The following is a 16,993-nucleotide window of genomic DNA, read 5'->3' as shown; positions in this document are numbered from 1 at the left end:
CGGCCGGGCGGTTAGCTTGGGGTCATAGCTTGAAAGTTCAAGCATGTCGATTTCCGCGTCAGGAGACCCCCACGTGACCTCTCTCGCGAACCAGCTCGGCCCGCTCCGCGCGCCCGGCACCCCCACCCCCGCCGCGCCCGCCCATGCCTATGACCTCGGTCTTCTCGTACTGCGCCTCGCCCTCGGCCTGACCATGGCGGCGCACGGCGCGCAGAAGCTCTTCGGCTGGTTCGGCGGGGGCGGGATCGACGGCACCGGGCAGTTCTTCGCCGCCTCCGGCTACCCGTCGCCGAAGGCGTTCGCCGCTGTCGCCGGGCTCAGCGAGACGCTCGGCGGGCTCGGCCTCGTGCTCGGCCTGCTCACCCCGCTGGCCGCCGCGGCCGTGGCCGGCACCCTGGTCAACGCCATCGCCGTGAAGTGGGGCGGCGGATTCTTCGCGCCGCAGGGCATCGAGTACGAGCTCCTGATCGCCCTCGGCGCGGTGGCGCTCGCGCTGACCGGCCCCGGCCGCATCGCCGTCGACCGCTTCCTGCCGGGGCTTCGGTCCCACCGTCTCGGCTACGGGATCGCCGCCGTGGTCCTCGGTCTGGTCGTGGCGGGGATCACGCTGATGTTGCGCAAGTGAGGTCGGTCGCGCATCGGTGACGTCGCGCACCGGTGAGTCGGTGACGGCCCGGGCGCCGGAGCGCTCGGGCCGTCACCTTTCCCTGCGTCCACGCGACTCCGGCCACGCACCGTTCGACTCCCGCGCTCAGACTCCGCCCGTCTCCCCCTCGATCCACGCAAGGTACGCGGCGCTCCCCCGCACCACCGGTGTCGCGATGATCTCGGGCGTCTCGTAGTCGTGCGCCTCCAACAGCCATGACTCCAGGGCCTCGTAGCCGCCGGCCGTGGTCTTGAGGAGCACCTGCCACTCCTGGGCGGTCTCCGTGTTGCCCTGCCAGCGGTAGACCGAGGTGACCGGGCCCGCGATCTGCGCGCAGGCCGCCAGGCGTGCTTCGACCGCTCCCGCGGCCAGGGCGCGGGCCTTGGTCTCGTCGTCGGTCGTGGTGAGGACCGTCAGGGCCAGTGCGTTCATGTCCGTTCCTTTCGCGGGCCGTGCGCTCCCGATTCTGCACGTGAACACCTATTCACAGCTCCGCCACAGAGGCGCTATGGACATGACATGTCATGGACCCTTAAACCTGAGACGTCATCAGCGTGACCCCCCTCAGCGCGCCCGCGCACCGTCACTAGGAGCCCGATGAGACCTCCCCGGACCACATCGCGACTCACCACCGCCGGCATAGCCACGGCGGCCGCCACCCTGCTGGCCGCCGCCCTCGCCCCCACCGCGGGCGCCGACACCGCCCCGCCCACCCGCGCCGACGCCGTCCGCAACGCCGCGGCCGCACTGCACGCGGTGGCCGGGGACCTCGGGCTCACCTCGGCTCAGGGCACCTCCGTGCGGGACGTCGTCGTCGACCCGGACGGCACCCAGCACGTGCGCTACGACCGCACCTTCCGCAAGCTCCCCGTTCTCGGCGGCGACTTCGTCGTCCACCTGAACCGCGACGGCGGCTACCGCTCGGCGAACCGCGCGGTCCGCGGCGACCTCGCGGTGCCGAGCGTGACGCCCGCGCTCCCCGCCCCGAAGGCCGCCGACCTCGCCTCCGCCGCGCTGCGCGCCGCCAACCCGGGCGAGCTCCTGCGCAAGGTCGTCGCCAGGCCCACGCTCGTCGTGGACGCGCTGCACGGCGCGCCGAAGCTGGCCTGGCGCACCGACGCGGCCGGCAAGGACTCGCTCGGCAACCCGGTCGCCCGTGTCGTCCTCACCGACGCCACCACCGGCAAGCAGATCGACGCCTGGGACAGCATCGAGACCGCGACCGGCGACGGGAAGTCCCTCTACTCGGGCACGGTGCCGCTGGAGACGACCCAGTCGGGGTCGACGTACCAGCTCAAGGACGCGACGCGCGGCGGCACCTACTCGGGTGACGCGCAGAACAAGACCGACGGCTGCATCCTGAGCATCTGCTGGAGTCGCGCTCCCGCGGTGGTGTTCACCGACGCCGACAACCACTGGGGCACCGGCGCGAACGCCGACCGTTCGTCGGCCGCCGTGGACGCCCAGTACGGGACCGACACGACGTGGGACTACTACAAGAACGTCCACGGCCGCAACGGCATCGGCGGCGACGGCAAGGGCTCGTACAACCGCGTCCACTACGGCAGCAACTACAACAACGCCTTCTGGGACGACACCTGCTTCTGCATGACGTACGGCGACGGTGACGGCTCGACGTTCGGGCCGCTCGTGGCGCTCGACGTCGCCGGGCACGAGATGTCGCACGGTGTCACGTCGAAGACGGCGGGGCTCACCTACTCGGGCGAGTCCGGCGGCCTGAACGAGGCGACGTCCGACATCTTCGGCACGCTCGTCGAGTTCTACGCGAACAACGCGTCCGACCCGGGCGACTGGCTCATCGGCGAGAAGATCGTGAAGCCCGGCTTCGGTCAGCCGGCGCTGCGCTTCATGGACAAGCCCAGCAAGGACGGCAACTCCGCGGACTGCTGGAGCTCGTCGGTCGGCAACCTCGACGTGCACTACTCGTCCGGGGTCGCCAACCACTTCGCGTACCTGCTCGCCGAGGGCAGCGGGCCGAAGGTCATCGGCGGTGTCCAGCACAACAGCCCGACGTGCAACGGCTCGACGCTGAGCGGCATCGGCAAGGACAAGCTCGGCAAGATCTGGTACCGGGCCCTGACCGTCTACATGACGTCCTCGACGAACTACGCGGGCGCCCGCACGGCGACGCTCAGCGCGGCGAAGGACCTGTACGGGGCCGGCAGCGCCGAGTACGCCGCCGTGGCGGCGACCTGGTCGGCCGTGTCCGTGGGCTGACATCGCACCTGCGTCAACGAGGGTCCCCGCCGCCGACGGCCGCGGGGACCCTCGTCCGTTCGGCCTCAACTTCCGTACGGGCGCACCTCCTTCGCCTCCCGCAGCGCCTTCGCCCACCACGCCAGCTGGTCGAGCATCGACTTCGCCGCGGCGGCCGGCGCCTCGGGGTCGCGGTGGGCGCCGGACGCGTCGAAGTGGCTGCCCGCGTGGGCGAAGGAGACGGTGTCCCTGACCGTGACCGCGTGCAGTTCGGCGAAGACGGTGCGCAGGTGCTCGACCGCGCGCAGGCCGCCGGAGATCCCGCCGTAGGAGACGAAGCCGACGGGCTTGGCCTGCCATTCGGCGTGGTGCCAGTCGATGACGTTCTTGAGGGATGCCGGGTAGGAGTGGTTGTACTCGGGCGTGAGGACGACGAAGGCGTCGGCCGCGGCGAGCTTCGGGGTGACCTCGGCCAGCTGGGCGCGCACCTCGGCGGACGGGTCATGGGAGAGCGCGGTGGGCAGGTCGACGGCGGCCACGTCGATCACGTCGACGGCGAAATCGGGGCGCTCCCCGAGCAGGGACGCGAGCCAGTCGGCGACGACGGGGCCGAAGCGGCCCTCGCGGTTGCTGCCGATGACGACGGCGACCCGGACGGGGGTCTCTTCGGGGGCCTCGGTGGGGGCGGAAACGGGGGCGGCGGACGGTGCGGCTGTGGTGTTCATGCGGCAAGCCTCATACCTGAAGTCCGGTTGAGGTCAAGCGGGCGCCGCGTGGGTACGGTCACCCGTTCACCGGCGCCGGCCCTCCCTGCGGGTTCTTTTCTTCGGCACAGCGGTGACCTGCTGGAATGTTCCTGCCTGGGTGTCAGATGACGTCCTTTCACCAGTTTTCTGATGGTGCATCAGGAGGCGTTCCGAGGCGAGTGCCACTTACCTCGGTAGGGCAGGGGCGTGACCGACGCAGCGGCACTTGGGGGTGCCGCGGGCCGTGCCCCCTCGGAGGAGCACGACACGATGCGCACATCCCGCCTGCTGTCCGCTGCCGCGCTCGCCGCGGCCGCCGCGGCACTGACCGCCGCGCCCGCGCACGCCGGCTCGGGCGGCCTCGAGGTGTATCCGGCGAACGCCACCGCGGGCGCCACGGTCACCGTCAACACCACCGCGTGCGGTGCGTCCCGCAGCGCCGCCGGGGACGCGAGCTCGGTCGGCGCGGACTCCTTCATGCTCGCCCCGGGCACGCACGCGAAGGACGCCGAGGGGCGGTTCCGGGTGCCTCCGTCGGCGCAGCCCGGCACGTACGAGATCGTCGCGAAGTGCTCCGGCGGGGGGCAGGTGACGGGCGATCTGATCGTCTCGCTCGCCTCCTCCTCGGACCAGGTCCCTCCGAAGGGCCATGTGAAGACAGGGGTCGGCGGCGCGCTCGGCACCGACCCCGTGAAGACCGCGGCGGGAGTGGCAGCGCTTGCCGTCGCCGCCGCGGGCGGTACCTGGCTCCTGCATCGCCGGGCGAGAGGCGAAGGAATCTGACGGGGGCCGGACGGACGACCTCCGCTGTCCCTCCGGCCCCCTGGTACCGCTTGTCCTCTCCTCCCCCGGCCGCGCCCCCTCGCGCGGCCGGGGGAGGAAGGCGAACCCCCACCCGCTTTCGACCTGGAGAAACCGATGCCGCAGGCGCCCCGCCGAAGAGTCCGCAGCGGACTCATAGCCGCGGTCACCGCTCTCGCCCTGTGTATGGGCGCCTGGCTGCTTCACCAGGGCACCGAGACGCACGGACCACCGCAGCCGTCCGCCGCGCAGGCCGCGTCCGCGCACCCCGGCACCGCCCACGAGCCGCCCGGCGCGGCCCCCCTCTCCCCCTCTCCGCCCGACCGCATACGTATCCCCTCGATCCGGGTGGACGCACCGCTCATGGGACTCGGCCTGACCCCGCAGGGCAGCCTTGACGTCCCGCCGCCGCGGGAGAAGAACCTGGCGGGCTGGTACGAGGCCGGGACCGCGCCCGGCGTCCGCGGCACGGCGGTCGTGGCCGGCCACGTCGACAACGCCGACGGTCCCGCCGTCTTCTACGACCTGGGCGCTCTCGCCAAGGGCCGCACCATCGAGGTCGACCGCCGCGACGGCTCCGTCGCCGTGTTCACCGTCGACGCCGTCGAGGTCTACGACGCCGCCGCCTTCCCCGACCAGAAGGTGTACGGCGCCGCGGACCGGCCCGAGCTGCGCGTCATCACCTGTGGCGGCGGCTACTCGAAACAAACCGGCTACCGGGGCAACGTCGTGGTGTTCGCGCATCTGACAGGCAGCCGCTGAGCCCTCACACCGGCGCCCCTCGCGCGCTGAGCGCAGCGTTCCCCGTGGGAAACGGGAGGGATGCGGCCGGGTAACACCGGCCCCGCAGGCTGCTGTGCATGACCTTTTCGACGGACACCGGGCACGTGGTGGTGATCGGCACCGGCCTCGCCGGTACCCGGCTCGCCCGGCGCCTGGGCTCGGCCGCCGTACTCATCGGCGAGGAGACGCACGCCCCGTACAACAGGGTGCTGCTCGCCGAGGTCCTCGCGGGCAGCTACGGCGCCGACGTCATCGCGCTGCCCCGCCACACCGGGACCCACCTGCGGACCCGCGCCGTCCGCATCGACCGCGCCGAGCGCGTGGTGCGCTGCGAGGACGGCTCCGACGTCCCGTACGACACCCTCGTGCTCGCCACCGGATCGAACCCGGTCCTGCCGCCGCTGCGCGGCCTGTTCGCGCCGGGCGCGGCGGAGCTTCCCGGCGGGGTGCACGCCTTCCGCACCATGGACGACTGCCTGGCCCTGTCGCGGGCGGTGGCTCCCGGTGTGCGCGCCGTCGTCGTCGGCGGCGGGCTCCTGGGAGTGTCCGCGGCGCGTGCGCTCGCCCTTCGCGGCGCCCAGGTGGTGCTCACACAGCAGTCCGAGCGCCTGATGGAGCGCCAGCTCGACCCCCGGTCCTCGCACCTGGTGCACGAGCACCTCACCGCGCTCGGCGTGGAGGTGCACACGCAGTGCCGGGTACGGGGCGTGGGCGTCGTCGACGGGGCGGTCCGCCGCGTCGAGCTCGCCGACGGCTATGTCCTCGGCACGGATCTGACGGTCCTCGCGTGCGGGGTGCGCCCCCGGACCGGTCTCGCGGCGGCGGCCGGGCTCGACGTACGCGAGGGGATCGTCGTCGACGACGAGCTGCGCACGTCGGACCTCCGCGTCCGCGCGATCGGGGACTGCGCCCAGCACGCGGGCCGCGTCTACGGGCTCGCGACCCCGGCCGTCGAACAGGCCGACGCGCTCGCCGAGAACCTGCTGTCCGGGCGGCGGCGCCCCTACGCGGGCACCCGCACCCTCACCCGGCTGACCCTGCCGCACGAGGCCGGGCCGCTCGACCTCGCCGCGTTCGGCGAGCCCGAGGCGCTGCCCGGTGACGACGTCGTGCAGCTCGCCGACGCCACCCGCGGCACGTACCGCAAGGTCGTCGTCCGCGGTGACCGGCTCGTCGGCGGGGTCCTGGTCGGCGAGCTCGGCACGGTCGGGGCGCTCGCCCGGGCCTGGGAGGCCGACGACCCGCTGCCCGACGACGGCGCACCCCTGCTCCACCTGCTCACTCACGACGGAGGCCTCTGAGATGCCCACCATGCCCACACTCGTACTCGTCGGCCACGGCATGGTCGGCCAGCGCTTCCTGGAGGCCCTGGCCGAACGCGGTCTCACGGACACGCACCGCGTCGTCGTGCTGTGCGAGGAGCCGCGCCCCGCCTACGACCGGGTCCAGCTCACCTCGTACTTCTCCGGCCGCACCCCGGACGAGCTCTCCCTCACGGACGCCGCCTTCATCGCCCGGCACGGCATCGAGCTGTACCTCGGGGACCCGGCCGAGCACATCGACCGCCCGACGCGGACGGTCACGGCGCGCTCGGGTCTCCAGGTCACGTACGACACCCTCGTCCTCGCGACCGGCTCCTACCCGTTCGTGCCGCCCGTGCCCGGCAAGGACGCGACGGGCTGTTTCGTGTACCGCACGATCGAGGACCTGCTCGCGATCGAGGAGTACGCGAAGCGGCGCGCCACGACCGGCGCGGTGGTGGGCGGCGGGCTGCTCGGCCTGGAGGCGGCCGGCGCCCTGCGCGGTCTCGGCCTCGACACGCACGTCGTGGAGTTCGCGCCGCGCCTGATGCCGGTGCAGGTCGACGAGGGCGGCGGCGCGGCCCTCCTGCGCACCATCACGGGCATGGGCCTGAGCGTCCACACGGGCGTCGGCACGCAGGAGATCCTGACCGGCGACGAGGACGGCGCGGTGCGCGCCATGAAGCTGTCGGACGGCTCGGAGCTGGCGACGGGCCTGGTGGTGTTCTCGGCGGGCGTCCGGCCGCGCGACCGGCTCGCCCGCGACATGGGGCTCACGGTCGGCGAGCGCGGCGGCATCACCGTCGACGAGCGGTGCCGCACCAGCGACCCGGCCGTCTACGCGATCGGCGAGTGCGCGCAGGCCGTGGACGGCCGCGTGTACGGCCTGGTCGCGCCGGGCTACGAGATGGCGCAGACGGTGGCCGCCTCGATCGCCTCGCAGGACGGGCGGTTCACCGGTGCCGATCTGTCGACGAAGCTGAAGCTGCTCGGCGTGGACGTGGCGTCGTTCGGCGACGCGCACGGCACGGCAGACGGCTGCCTCGACGTCGTCTACTCGGACTCACGCTCGGGCACGTACAAGAAGCTCGTCGTCGGCCCGGAGGGGGAGCTGCTCGGCGGGATCCTGGTCGGGGACGCGGAGGCGTACGGGACGCTGCGCGCGCTGACCGGTTCGGTGCCGCCCGTGGCGCCCGAGCAGCTGGTGCTGCCCGCCGGTGCGGGGGCGCCGGTGGCGCTCGGCCCGGAGGCGCTCCCCGGCGACTCGGTGATCTGCTCCTGCCACAACGTCACGAAGGACGCGATCCAGGCGCACGCCACGCTGCCCGAGGTGAAGAAGTGCACCAAGGCCGGAACGGGCTGCGGCAGTTGCGTGAAGCTGATCGGCCGGCTCCTCCCGCAGAGCGGCGACAAGGGCCTGTGCGGCTGCTTCCCGCACACCCGCGCCGAGCTGTACGAGATCGTCCGGGTCAAGCGGATCGCGTCGTACGCGGAGCTGCTCGACGCGCACGGGCGGGACGGCGCGCGCGGCGGCGAGGGGTGCGAGGTGTGCAAGCCGGCCGTCGGCTCGATCATCGCCTCGCTCGCCCCGACGATCGGCGCCGAGGGCCATGTCCTCGACGGCGAGCAGGCGGCGCTCCAGGACACGAACGACCACTTCCTCGCCAACCTCCAGAAGAACGGCTCCTATTCGGTCGTGCCGCGCATCCCCGGCGGTGAGGTCACCCCGGAGAAGCTGATCGTGATCGGTGAGGTGGCGCGCGACTTCGGCCTCTACACAAAGATCACCGGGGGCCAGCGGATCGACCTGTTCGGCGCGCGGGTCGAGCAACTGCCGCTGATCTGGGCGCGGCTGGTGGACGCCGGTTTCGAGTCGGGCCACGCGTACGGCAAGGCGCTGCGGACGGTGAAGTCGTGCGTGGGTCAGACATGGTGCCGCTACGGCGTCCAGGACTCGGTGCGCATGGCGATCGACCTGGAGCTGCGCTACCGGGGGCTGCGGGCGCCGCACAAGCTGAAGTCGGCGGTGTCGGGCTGTGGTCGCGAGTGCGCGGAGGCCCAGTCGAAGGACTTCGGGGTGATCGCCACGGCCAACGGCTGGAACCTGTACGTGGGCGGCAACGGCGGCGCGACCCCGCGCCACGCGGACCTCCTCGCGCAGGACCTGTCCGACGCCGAGCTGATCCGGCTGATCGACCGGTTCCTGATGTTCTACATCCGCACGGCCGACCGTCTGGAGCGGACGGCGGGCTGGCTGGAGCGGATCGAGGGCGGCCTCGACCACGTCCGGGACGTCGTCGTGCACGACTCCCTCGGCCTCTGTGACGAGCTGGAGGCCCTGATGGCCGACCACGTCGCGCACTACCGCGACGAGTGGGCGGACACCATCAACGACCCGGAGCGCCTGGAGCGCTTCGTGTCCTTCGTGAACGCGCCCGACGCGCCGGACCCGCTGGTGCGGTTCGTCCCGGAGCGCGACCAGATCAAGCCCGACCTGCCCCTGCTGTCCATCGGCTCCCGCCCCCTGGAAGGATCGGTGACGTCATGACCGTCGCTCCCGAGAAGACCGCCGTGATGGTGCAACTCCGGCTGGAGGACGCCTGGTTCACGGTCTGTGAACTGTCCCGGCTGACCCCGGGCCGCGGGGTCGCGGCGCTGCTCCCCGACGGCCGGCAGGCCGCCGTGTTCCTGGACCGCGGGGGCCGCCTCTACGCGGTCGGCAACCGCGACCCGTTCACGGGCGCCGCCGTCCTCTCGCGCGGCCTGATCGGCTCGGCCGAGGGCCGCCCGTTCGTCGCGTCGCCGCTGCTCAAGCAGCGCTTCGACCTGGAGAGCGGCGCATGCCTCGACGACGAGGCGCACGCGGTCGCCACGTACGCCGTGCAGACCACGCCGAGCGTCGCCTGATCCACTCCGAGGATGTCCCGCTCGGCCGGGTCGCGGCGGTGGACGAGGCGGCCGCCGCCGTGCTGTACCGGGCGTCCGAGGACGCCGCGTCCGTGGCCGGCGCCGACCTGGTGATCGACGGCGGCGCCTCGGCGTGACGCGCGGAGAGACGGGGGTGGGTCAGTCGTCGATGCCCGAACGCTCCACCCCCGCCACGATCCATCGCTGGAAGAACAGGAACACCACGAGCAGCGGCACGATCGACACGGCCGCGGCGATGAACAGCTCGTGCAGTCGCACCACTTGGGACGTGGTGAACGACGAGAGAGCCACCTGGACGGTCCATGCGTCGCGGTCCTGGCCGATGACCAGGGGCCACAGGAAGGAGTTCCACGCGCCGATGAAGACGATCGTGCCGACGGCCGCGAAGACGGGCCGTGAGTTGGGCACGACCACCCGCCAGTACGTACGCCAGTGGCCGAGCCCGTCGACGCGCGCCGCGTCCTCCAGCTCCCCGGGAAACCCGAGGAAATACTGGCGGAAGACGAAGCAGGCGAACGCGGAGAACAGGGTCGGGACGATCAGTCCGCGCAGTGTCGAGATCCAGCCCAGCGACGAGACGAGCACGAAGCTGGGCACGAAGGTGACCGCGGCCGGGACCATCAGGGTGCCGAGGATCGCGTAGAAGACCTTGTTCGCGTGCCGGTACGGGATGCGGGCCAGGCCGTACCCGGCGAGCGAGGCGAGGAGGAGGGTGCCGAGCGTCGTCGCGACGGCGATGAGCGCGGAGTTGAGCAGGGAGCGGGCGTAGGGGACGGACGTGTCGCCGAAGAGTTCGCTCACGTTCCCCCAGCGCAGCGAGGACGGGAAGAACGTCCACTCGGGCGAGGTGATGTCGCTCTCGGCGGAGAGCCCGTTGCGCACAAGGAGGTAGAAGGGGATCAGGAACAGGAGCGCGAGCGCGATCAGCAGGGCGAGGCGCAGGGCGCGGCCCGCCCTGACCCGGGAGTCGTCCCTCACTGCGCCTCCTTCCGGCCCAGGCCGAACCACTTGGCCTGACCCACCGTCACCACCGCGATGATCAGTGCGAGCAGCACCGCGCCCGCGCTGCCGAGCCCGAGGTTCTGCCCCTGGCCGAGCGCCGTGTAGTAGAGGTAGACGAGCGGGGGCCTGGCGTACGGCGGATAGCCGCGGGCGTCCGAGAGCAGGTTGTAGAACTCGTCGAAGGCCTGGAAGGCGTTGATGACGAGGAGCAGGACGACCGCCACGGAGGTGGCCCGCAACTGCGGGAACGTGATGTGCCGGAAGACCTGCCAGCCGGGCCGCGCCCCGTCGACCGCCGCCGCCTCGTAGAGGGTGGGGCTGATGCGCTGGAGCCCCGCGAGGAACAGCACCATGTAGAAGCCGGCCTGGAGCCAGAGCCGTACGGTGACGATGACGGCCCAGTACCAGGGCGGGTCGGTCGTCGACAGCCAGGCGATCTGGTCGACGCCGAACCAGCCGAGGACGGTGTTGGCGAGCCCGAACCGCACCCCGTTGAAGATCGACATCTTCCAGATCAGGGCGGCCACCACGTAACTGCAGGCGGCGGGCAGGAAGAAGACCGAGCGGAAGAACGCCTGGGCGCGGCGCTGGCGGTTCACCATGAGGGCGAGGGCGAGCGACAGCGCGTAGGTCGCGGGCACGATGAAGAGCGAGAAGACGAGGAACGTCCACAGGCTGTCGGTGAACGCCTCGTTCTTCAGCATCGCCGTGTAGTTGCCGAGACCGACGAAGTCGCTCGGGGTGACGGTGTTGTGGGCGTCGAAGAAGCTGAGGTAGACGCTCCAGCCGAGCGGGACGTACGTGAAGACGCCGAGGCCGAGGAGAAAGGGCCCGACGAAGATCCAGAACCAGAGGGTGCGGTTCTGGACGCCGGCCCACCTTCGTGCCGTGCCGCCCTGCCGGCCTCTCTGCCGAGGGATCGCCCGGAGGCGGCCCTCTTGCCGCAGGCTCACTTCTTCTTCACGCGGTCGAGCTCGGCCGACACCTTCCGCACGACCTTCCTCAGCTCGCGGTCCGGGCTCGCGCCGCCCTTGATGATGCGGCTGAGGGCGTCCTGGTACGCGGTCCGGCTCGCTGGTGTCCAGCGCAGGGGCTGGGCGTAGCCGTGGTCGGTCGTGAAGCGGACGGCGTCGGCCGCCGCGCCCTTCCTGAGCTTCCCTGCCTTCTTCGCCAGCGAGATCCGGGCCGGGATGTGGAAGCCGTACGAGAGGGCGAAGTCCTCCTGGTACTCGGTGCGGTCGATCCACAGCCACTTGAGGTAGTCCTTCGCGGCCTGCTGGTGCCTGCCCCGGGTGGAGACCGCCGCCCCGTACGCGCCGACCGGCACCGACGGCTCGCCCGCGCCGTCCTTCGGGAAGGGCAGCACGCCGAAGTCGTCGCCGAGTTCCTTCTGCACGGTGGGCAGCGCCCACAGGCCCGACCACTGCATGGCGGTCAGGCCCTGGACGAACGCCGACGGGTCGGACCAGTCGGAGGGCGCGCCCAGGAGCAGTGATCTGTCGGCGTACAGCTGGTGGATCTTGCCGAGGGCGCGGGCGGCGGCCGGGTCGTCGAAGCCGACCTCGCCGTCCTCGGTGACGAGTTCGAGGCCGGCCGCGTACAGGGGCGTGCCGCCGAGGACGCCCGCGCCGCCGTCGTTGCCGAGGAAGAGGCCCTTGGTCTTCTTCGAGGTGAGCTTCTTCGCGGTGTCCACGAGCTCGTCGAGCGTCCTCGGCGGCTCGACGCCCGCGTCGGCGAGCAGGCTCTTGCGGTAGTAGAGCATCTGCATGTCGATGACCTGCGGGATCGCCCAGATCCTGCCGTCGTACGTCTTCGGCGCGAGGACCGCCGGGTTGAAGTCGTCCCTGACCCCGTCGAACAGGCCGGTGAGGTCGGCGATCTGCTTGCCCTGGATCTGGTCGAGAGTGGGCCCGTCGACTTCGAAGACATCGGGGCCCGAGTCGGTGAGGAGGGCGGCGGCGGTCTGCTCGTCGTAGTTGCCGGGCCGCCACTGGACGGTGACGTGCGCCTTGTCGTACGCGGCGGCGTACTTCTTCACGGCCTTCTCGGTGCCCTGCTCGCCGTACTGGTGGTACCACTGCGAAAGCTCCGGCCCGCCGCCCGAGCCCCCGTCGTCCCGGCCGGTGTTGGAGCCGCACGCGGTGAGCAGCCCCAGCGCGGCGCCGGTCCCGAGCAGTCCCCTGCGGCTGATGGTCATCGATCGTCCCCCTGCTGTTCGTACGCCCGCTTCTTTCGGCGTCCACGGATTCTGACGGCCCAACGATCAACCATGCGGTGGGATTACGACAGAGGGACTACGGCCGTATGTCGGCCTTCCCCGTCAGCACGGTGTCAACGTCCGGGGCGGGCGGATCAGCGACGCGTCAAGAGTGCTGACCTGGGGCGCCGCACGGGCTTACGGTGCGCTGCATGGGACGCGATACGAGGGCGGGATCCCGCGGGCGGGCGGCGGCGCCGGCCGCGCAGGACGCGGTGGTGCGGGACCGGCGGTGGGCCGCCGATCTGCGGGCGGCGGTGTTCTGCGCGCTCGCTCTGTTCTGCCTGATCCTGGTGATCGACACGGCGAACGGCACACTGAGCGCGGCGCGGGTCGGGCTGTGGGCGGGGCTCTCGGCGCTGCTGCACGCCGTGCTGCATCCGCCGCTGGTCAGCGCGGGCCCGGGCTGGCTCGCCGTGCGCGGCGTCTGGGGCACGCGGCGGGTCTGCACGGACCTGCTGACGTCGGTGCGCCACAGCGACGGGGTGACGCCGCGGCTCGTGCTGCGCGACGCGCTCGGCGGCCGTGTGGAGCTGGACCCGCAGGTGCTCACCGACAACCCCGTCCTGTGGCACCGCCTGGAGACGGGCGCGGGGCGGGCCCGCGCGAGCGGACTGCTCCGCTGCGGTGTCCCGGTCATCGACCGCCTCGCGGCCCGCATCGACGGCGACGCGGCCCGCGCGGTCTTCGAGGCCTCCGAACTCGACTAGCCGGTCGGCCTGACCGGCCGGTCCGGCGGCTTGAAGTACTCCCTGGAGCGTGCTCTAGAGCGTCACGCCCGTCAGCTGTTCCGACGCCGCCCACAGCCGCTCCCCCGCCGCGTCGTCGAGGGTCCGCCGGGCCCGCCACGACTTCGCGGGCGCCCCGCGCCACATCATCAGGGACGGGCCGGTGAACGAGTCCGGGAGCACCCCGGGAGCCGTCGCCGCGTACAGCGTGGGCAGCGCGCCGGCATCGGCGGACTGGGCGATGACCCGGTTGCCCAGCTCGATGACCCGCTCGACGGCCTTGCGGCCCTCCATGCGCACGCCCTGCGTCGCAAGGTTGGTGGAGGCGTACCCGGGGTGCGCGGACGCCGCGACGACCTCGGACCCGCGCGCCGCCAGCTTGCGCGCCAGCTCGTGGATGAACAGCAGGTTCGCCGTCTTGGAGCGGCCGTACGCGATCCAGCGCCGGTAGCGGCGCTCGCTGTTGAGGTCCGCGATGTCGACGTCGGCGAGGGCGTGGAAGCCGCTGGAGACGCTGACGACGCGGGCTCCGGGTGTGTCGAGGAGCCGGGGCAGGAGCAGGCCGGTCAGCGCGAAGTGACCGAGGTGGTTGACGCCGAACTGCGTCTCGAAACCGTCGGCGGTCCGCCCCTGGGGCAGTGCCATCACGCCCGCGTTGTTGATCAGCAGGTCGAGCCGCTCGCCGCTGCCGTGGGACCCGGCGAACTTCCGCACGGACGACAGGTCGCCCAGGTCGAGCTGCCCGAACTCGGCCTGTGCGCGCGGCACTTCGGCGCGCAGCCGCTCCAGTGCCGCCGTGCCCCGCGCCTCGCTGCGGCAGGCGAGGACGACGCGGGCGCCCTTGCGGGCCAGCTCGCGTGCCGTGATGTAGCCGATGCCGCTGTTGGCTCCGGTGACCACGGCCGTGCGGCCGCTCTGGTCGGGGATGTCGCTCGCGTTCCAGCCGGTCATGGCTGTGCTCCCTGGACGAGGGGGTACGGGGGTGCCCGACTGTACTTACCGGCCAGTAGATGCGGAACCCCGCACCCCTGTTTCCCCGTACCCCTTCGTCCCTGCTCAGCCCCGCACTTCGAACCGGTAGAGCGAGTACCCGTACGTCGTCTGCCGCTTCACGCCCAGCATCCGTACGCGCCGCGCCTCCACGGCGTCGAGGTCGACCGTGTCCACGCCGGCCGTGGTGCGGCCGCGGCGCTCGACGACGGTGCTCCAGGACGAGCCCGTGGCGTCGTCGGAGACCTGGAGGTCGTAGTCCCGTCCGGCGGCCGTCTCCCAGTCGAGGACGATCCGCCGCACGGTCCGCGTCTGTTCCAGATCGACCTCGATCCACTCGCCGTCCGTGTACTGCGACGCCCAGCGGGTGCCCGGGTCCCCGTCGGTGGCGTTGGGGGCGGTGAGCGTGGCCGTCTCGGCGGACGACGCGGTGGTGGGGCGGCCCAGCGCCAGGTCGGGGATGTCGTACACCTGGAGGCTCCACACCGAGTACCGCGCGCTCGCGTGCTCCCGGCCGCGCAGGCGTACATGGCGGGCGGTGGTCGCCGGGAAGCCGAGTTCGTCCCAGCCGGCTCGGACGCGGCCGGTGCGCTCGGCGACGGTGCGCCACGCGGCGCCGTCGTCGGAGACCTCGACCGCGTACGCGGTGCCGTGTTCCTGCCCCCACTCGACGCGCACACGCTGTACGGGCCGGCTCCGCCCGAGGTCGACGGCCAGCCAGGGAGCGCGCTCGCGGCCGCTGGTCCACCGGGTGACGGGGCTGCCGTCGGTGGCGTACGCGGGGCGGGATCCCGCGGCCGTGGAAGAGGCGGTGGCCGGCGCGTCCAGCGAGATCTGGTCGGGTTCGGCGAGGGTGGGCGTGAGGGTGGTGAGCCCGGGTCCGGCGATCCCGCGCCGCAGCTCGGCGGTGAAGTCCCGGTAGCTCAGGCCCGCTCCGGACCCGCTCCACATCTTCTGAGCGAGCGTCCCGAAGGTCTTCTCGACCAGACCGTGCACGGCCTGCTGGGTGTACGTGGCGTGCACGAGGTCGTTCCACACGGCGGACATGGCGCCGCGCAGCTTCGGGTCGTGCGGCTGGAGGCTCTGGCCGCCGGGGAAGACGTGCGGGGCCCAGGTCTCGTAGAGGGAGGGGCCGTCGAGGCCGAGCGGGTGGTAGTAGGTGGCGAACGGGACGATGTAGAGGAGCCCGTCGTTCGTGTTGACGATCTCGTAGCCGTCGGCCGTGGCCGCCTTGGGGCCGTACCAGCCGTTGTTCCAGCTGTGGATGGTGACGTCACGGTCGTAGCCGGACGTGCCGGAGGGCGCCATCTCGGTCAGGCTGCCCCAGGCGCGGGGGTGTTTGCCGAGGGTGCGCAGGTGGGCGGCCATGGCGTTGAAGTAGCCGCGGTACTGCTCCTCGGGGCCGGTGTACTCGTCGGCGCCGTAGTGGACCTCGGGGCTGCGGAACCAGGGCGCGAACTCGTCGAAGACCTTCTTCATGAAGGCCGTCGTCTCCGGCTTGGCCAGATCGAGATGGTCGGAGTTGCCGCCCTTCAGGCCGAGTTCGGGGCAAAAGCGCACGAAGGAGCGCGCGTGTGCGGGCGCGTCGATCTCGGGGGTGAGCTGGACGGCGTGGGCGGCCGCGGTGTCCTCGAAGGAGTCCCAGTCCTCCCGCGAGTACGAGCCGTCGGACGCGGCGAGCCCGGCCCATTCGGGCTTTTCGCTGCGCAGCCGGAACGCGTCGTAGGCCTTGGACCAGTCGCCGCCGGCCGGGCTGATCTCGTTGTCGTTCAGATGCAGCTGCAGGTCGTTGAGCTTGAACCAGCCCATCAGGCGCAGCTGGTCGCGGACGAAGCCCGGGGTGAAGTAGCGGCGGCCCACGTCCAGCATGAAGCCGCGCAGCCGGTAGTCGGGCCAGTCGTGGGCGGTGCCGGTCGGCAGTTCCCGGCGCCCGTCGGAACGCAGGAGGATCTGCAGGACCGAGCGGGTGCCGTAGTAGAGGCCGGTGCGGGTGGGCGCGGTGACCGTGACGGCGGATGCGGTGACGGCGAGGGTGTAGCCCTCCTCGGCGTACCGGTCGCCGCCCGGCGCGTGCCGGTCGGCCGGGTCGAGGACGAGCCGCAGGCCGCCCCGCACTCCGTGGTCGGCCCGGGGCGCGCCGGGCCTGATGCCGGTGACCTCTTCGATCTCGTCGGCGAACTGCCGGGCAAGCGGGAGGAGCCCACCCGGATCGGCGGTCTGCACGACGATCGGTGTGCCTGCTGCGAGGCGGTACCGTCCCGTGGATCCGGCCCAGGCCTGGAGGGCGGGGATGACGACGGGGCGCTCGTTGACCGCGCTCCTGCCGGCGGCCCGCGCGTCGGCGGGAGCGAGCCCGATCGGCAGGGCGGTGGCTGCCGAGGTCACCGCGAGGGCGGTGACGAACGAGCGGCGTGACAGACGCGGTGAAGTCGTACCGTTACTCGGAGGCATGAAGTGGACTACACCACTTGCCTCCTGGGCCTCACAAGGGAACGGACATCACAGAACCCCCAAGAGCGGCCCCACGCACACGAAAGGGCGGCACCCCCCGCACAAGGGGTACCGCCCTCTCCTTCGGTGCACCGGAGCCGCTG

At 72.1% G+C, this 16,993-nt stretch carries 15 protein-coding genes; 8 read left to right on the top strand and 7 right to left on the bottom strand.

Features of this window, described 5'->3' with window-relative positions; translation table 11 throughout:
* Positions 1–73 precede the first annotated feature (73 nt).
* Positions 74–625: a DoxX family protein gene (locus tag ACFC96_RS44365; protein WP_376618320.1), complete on the top strand. Its 552-nt coding sequence runs from the start codon at positions 74–76 to the stop codon at positions 623–625.
* A 126-nt stretch (positions 626–751) separates the two neighbouring features.
* Here ACFC96_RS44365 and cutA read toward each other — a convergent pair whose 3' ends face one another.
* Positions 752–1,078, bottom strand: a complete 327-nt coding sequence (cutA, locus tag ACFC96_RS44360) for a divalent-cation tolerance protein CutA (protein WP_376265947.1) — start codon at positions 1,076–1,078, stop codon at positions 752–754.
* A 165-nt stretch (positions 1,079–1,243) separates the two neighbouring features.
* Here cutA and ACFC96_RS44355 point away from each other — a divergent pair, with 165 nt between their 5' ends.
* Positions 1,244–2,884 carry a M4 family metallopeptidase gene (locus ACFC96_RS44355; RefSeq protein ID WP_376265944.1) on the top strand — a complete coding sequence of 547 codons (1,641 nt, stop codon included), beginning with the start codon at positions 1,244–1,246 and terminating at the stop codon, positions 2,882–2,884.
* 65 nt (positions 2,885–2,949) lie between these two features.
* Here ACFC96_RS44355 and ACFC96_RS44350 read toward each other — a convergent pair whose 3' ends face one another.
* Complete coding sequence (locus ACFC96_RS44350; protein WP_376618318.1) at positions 2,950–3,588, bottom strand: NADPH-dependent FMN reductase; 639 nt, start codon at positions 3,586–3,588, stop codon at positions 2,950–2,952.
* A 291-nt stretch (positions 3,589–3,879) separates the two neighbouring features.
* Between ACFC96_RS44350 and ACFC96_RS44345 the strand changes: the two genes are divergently transcribed.
* The 5 genes from ACFC96_RS44345 (at position 3,880) to nirD (ending at position 9,401) form a co-directional block, all read left to right on the top strand.
* Positions 3,880–4,392, top strand: a complete 513-nt coding sequence (locus tag ACFC96_RS44345; protein WP_376265938.1) for a hypothetical protein — start codon at positions 3,880–3,882, stop codon at positions 4,390–4,392.
* Between the two features lie 135 nt (positions 4,393–4,527).
* Positions 4,528–5,172, top strand: coding sequence for a class F sortase (locus ACFC96_RS44340; RefSeq protein WP_376618316.1), 645 nt, complete (start codon positions 4,528–4,530; stop codon positions 5,170–5,172).
* Between the two features lie 98 nt (positions 5,173–5,270).
* Positions 5,271–6,494, top strand: coding sequence for an NAD(P)/FAD-dependent oxidoreductase (locus ACFC96_RS44335; protein WP_376618314.1), 1,224 nt, complete (start codon positions 5,271–5,273; stop codon positions 6,492–6,494).
* Between the two features lies 1 nt (position 6,495).
* Positions 6,496–9,042 carry a nitrite reductase large subunit NirB gene (gene nirB / locus ACFC96_RS44330; protein ID WP_376618312.1) on the top strand — a complete coding sequence of 849 codons (2,547 nt, stop codon included), beginning with the start codon at positions 6,496–6,498 and terminating at the stop codon, positions 9,040–9,042.
* Positions 9,039–9,401 carry a nitrite reductase small subunit NirD gene (gene nirD / locus ACFC96_RS44325; RefSeq protein ID WP_376618310.1) on the top strand — a complete coding sequence of 121 codons (363 nt, stop codon included), beginning with the start codon at positions 9,039–9,041 and terminating at the stop codon, positions 9,399–9,401. Before nirB ends, nirD begins: the two co-directional genes overlap by 4 nt.
* Positions 9,402–9,560: 159 nt before the next feature.
* On the opposite strand, the gene ACFC96_RS44320 is transcribed toward nirD, so the two are convergent.
* From ACFC96_RS44320 to ACFC96_RS44310, 3 genes are all read right to left on the bottom strand, one after another.
* Complete coding sequence (locus ACFC96_RS44320) at positions 9,561–10,400, bottom strand: carbohydrate ABC transporter permease (protein WP_376265923.1); 840 nt, start codon at positions 10,398–10,400, stop codon at positions 9,561–9,563.
* The gene (locus tag ACFC96_RS44315; RefSeq protein WP_376618344.1) at positions 10,397–11,266 is read right to left on the bottom strand and encodes a carbohydrate ABC transporter permease; all 870 of its coding nucleotides are present in this window, start codon (positions 11,264–11,266) and stop codon (positions 10,397–10,399) included. Before ACFC96_RS44315 ends, ACFC96_RS44320 begins: the two co-directional genes overlap by 4 nt.
* 107 nt (positions 11,267–11,373) lie before the next feature.
* The gene (locus ACFC96_RS44310) at positions 11,374–12,621 is read right to left on the bottom strand and encodes an ABC transporter substrate-binding protein (RefSeq protein ID WP_376618308.1); all 1,248 of its coding nucleotides are present in this window, start codon (positions 12,619–12,621) and stop codon (positions 11,374–11,376) included.
* Positions 12,622–12,833: 212 nt separating this feature from the next.
* Here ACFC96_RS44310 and ACFC96_RS44305 point away from each other — a divergent pair, with 212 nt between their 5' ends.
* Complete coding sequence (locus ACFC96_RS44305; protein WP_376265917.1) at positions 12,834–13,391, top strand: hypothetical protein; 558 nt, start codon at positions 12,834–12,836, stop codon at positions 13,389–13,391.
* A gap of 54 nt (positions 13,392–13,445) precedes the next feature.
* On the opposite strand, the gene ACFC96_RS44300 is transcribed toward ACFC96_RS44305, so the two are convergent.
* Both ACFC96_RS44300 and ACFC96_RS44295 read right to left on the bottom strand, forming a co-directional pair.
* Positions 13,446–14,360 carry an oxidoreductase gene (locus tag ACFC96_RS44300; protein WP_376618307.1) on the bottom strand — a complete coding sequence of 305 codons (915 nt, stop codon included), beginning with the start codon at positions 14,358–14,360 and terminating at the stop codon, positions 13,446–13,448.
* Between the two features lie 105 nt (positions 14,361–14,465).
* Positions 14,466–16,850 carry a discoidin domain-containing protein gene (locus ACFC96_RS44295; RefSeq protein ID WP_376618305.1) on the bottom strand — a complete coding sequence of 795 codons (2,385 nt, stop codon included), beginning with the start codon at positions 16,848–16,850 and terminating at the stop codon, positions 14,466–14,468.
* Positions 16,851–16,993: the final 143 nt, after the last annotated feature.

This window comes from Streptomyces sp. NPDC055955 (assembly GCF_042270245.1).
GTDB lineage: Bacteria > Actinomycetota > Actinomycetes > Streptomycetales > Streptomycetaceae > Streptomyces.
Note: the sequence above shows the minus strand (reverse complement) of the source record. Positions and strands in the feature narration are given on the sequence as shown.

Coding starts and splice junctions, on each gene's coding strand:
- cutA (WP_376265947.1), bottom strand. CDS start 1,078: ATGAACGCACTGGCCCTGACGGTCCTCACCACGACCGACGACGAGACC.
- ACFC96_RS44355 (WP_376265944.1), top strand. CDS start 1,244: ATGAGACCTCCCCGGACCACATCGCGACTCACCACCGCCGGCATAGCC.
- ACFC96_RS44350 (WP_376618318.1), bottom strand. CDS start 3,588: ATGAACACCACAGCCGCACCGTCCGCCGCCCCCGTTTCCGCCCCCACC.
- ACFC96_RS44345 (WP_376265938.1), top strand. CDS start 3,880: ATGCGCACATCCCGCCTGCTGTCCGCTGCCGCGCTCGCCGCGGCCGCC.
- ACFC96_RS44340 (WP_376618316.1), top strand. CDS start 4,528: ATGCCGCAGGCGCCCCGCCGAAGAGTCCGCAGCGGACTCATAGCCGCG.
- ACFC96_RS44335 (WP_376618314.1), top strand. CDS start 5,271: ATGACCTTTTCGACGGACACCGGGCACGTGGTGGTGATCGGCACCGGC.
- nirB (WP_376618312.1), top strand. CDS start 6,496: ATGCCCACCATGCCCACACTCGTACTCGTCGGCCACGGCATGGTCGGC.
- nirD (WP_376618310.1), top strand. CDS start 9,039: ATGACCGTCGCTCCCGAGAAGACCGCCGTGATGGTGCAACTCCGGCTG.
- ACFC96_RS44310 (WP_376618308.1), bottom strand. CDS start 12,621: ATGACCATCAGCCGCAGGGGACTGCTCGGGACCGGCGCCGCGCTGGGG.
- ACFC96_RS44305 (WP_376265917.1), top strand. CDS start 12,834: ATGGGACGCGATACGAGGGCGGGATCCCGCGGGCGGGCGGCGGCGCCG.
- ACFC96_RS44300 (WP_376618307.1), bottom strand. CDS start 14,360: ATGACCGGCTGGAACGCGAGCGACATCCCCGACCAGAGCGGCCGCACG.
- ACFC96_RS44295 (WP_376618305.1), bottom strand. CDS start 16,850: ATGCCTCCGAGTAACGGTACGACTTCACCGCGTCTGTCACGCCGCTCG.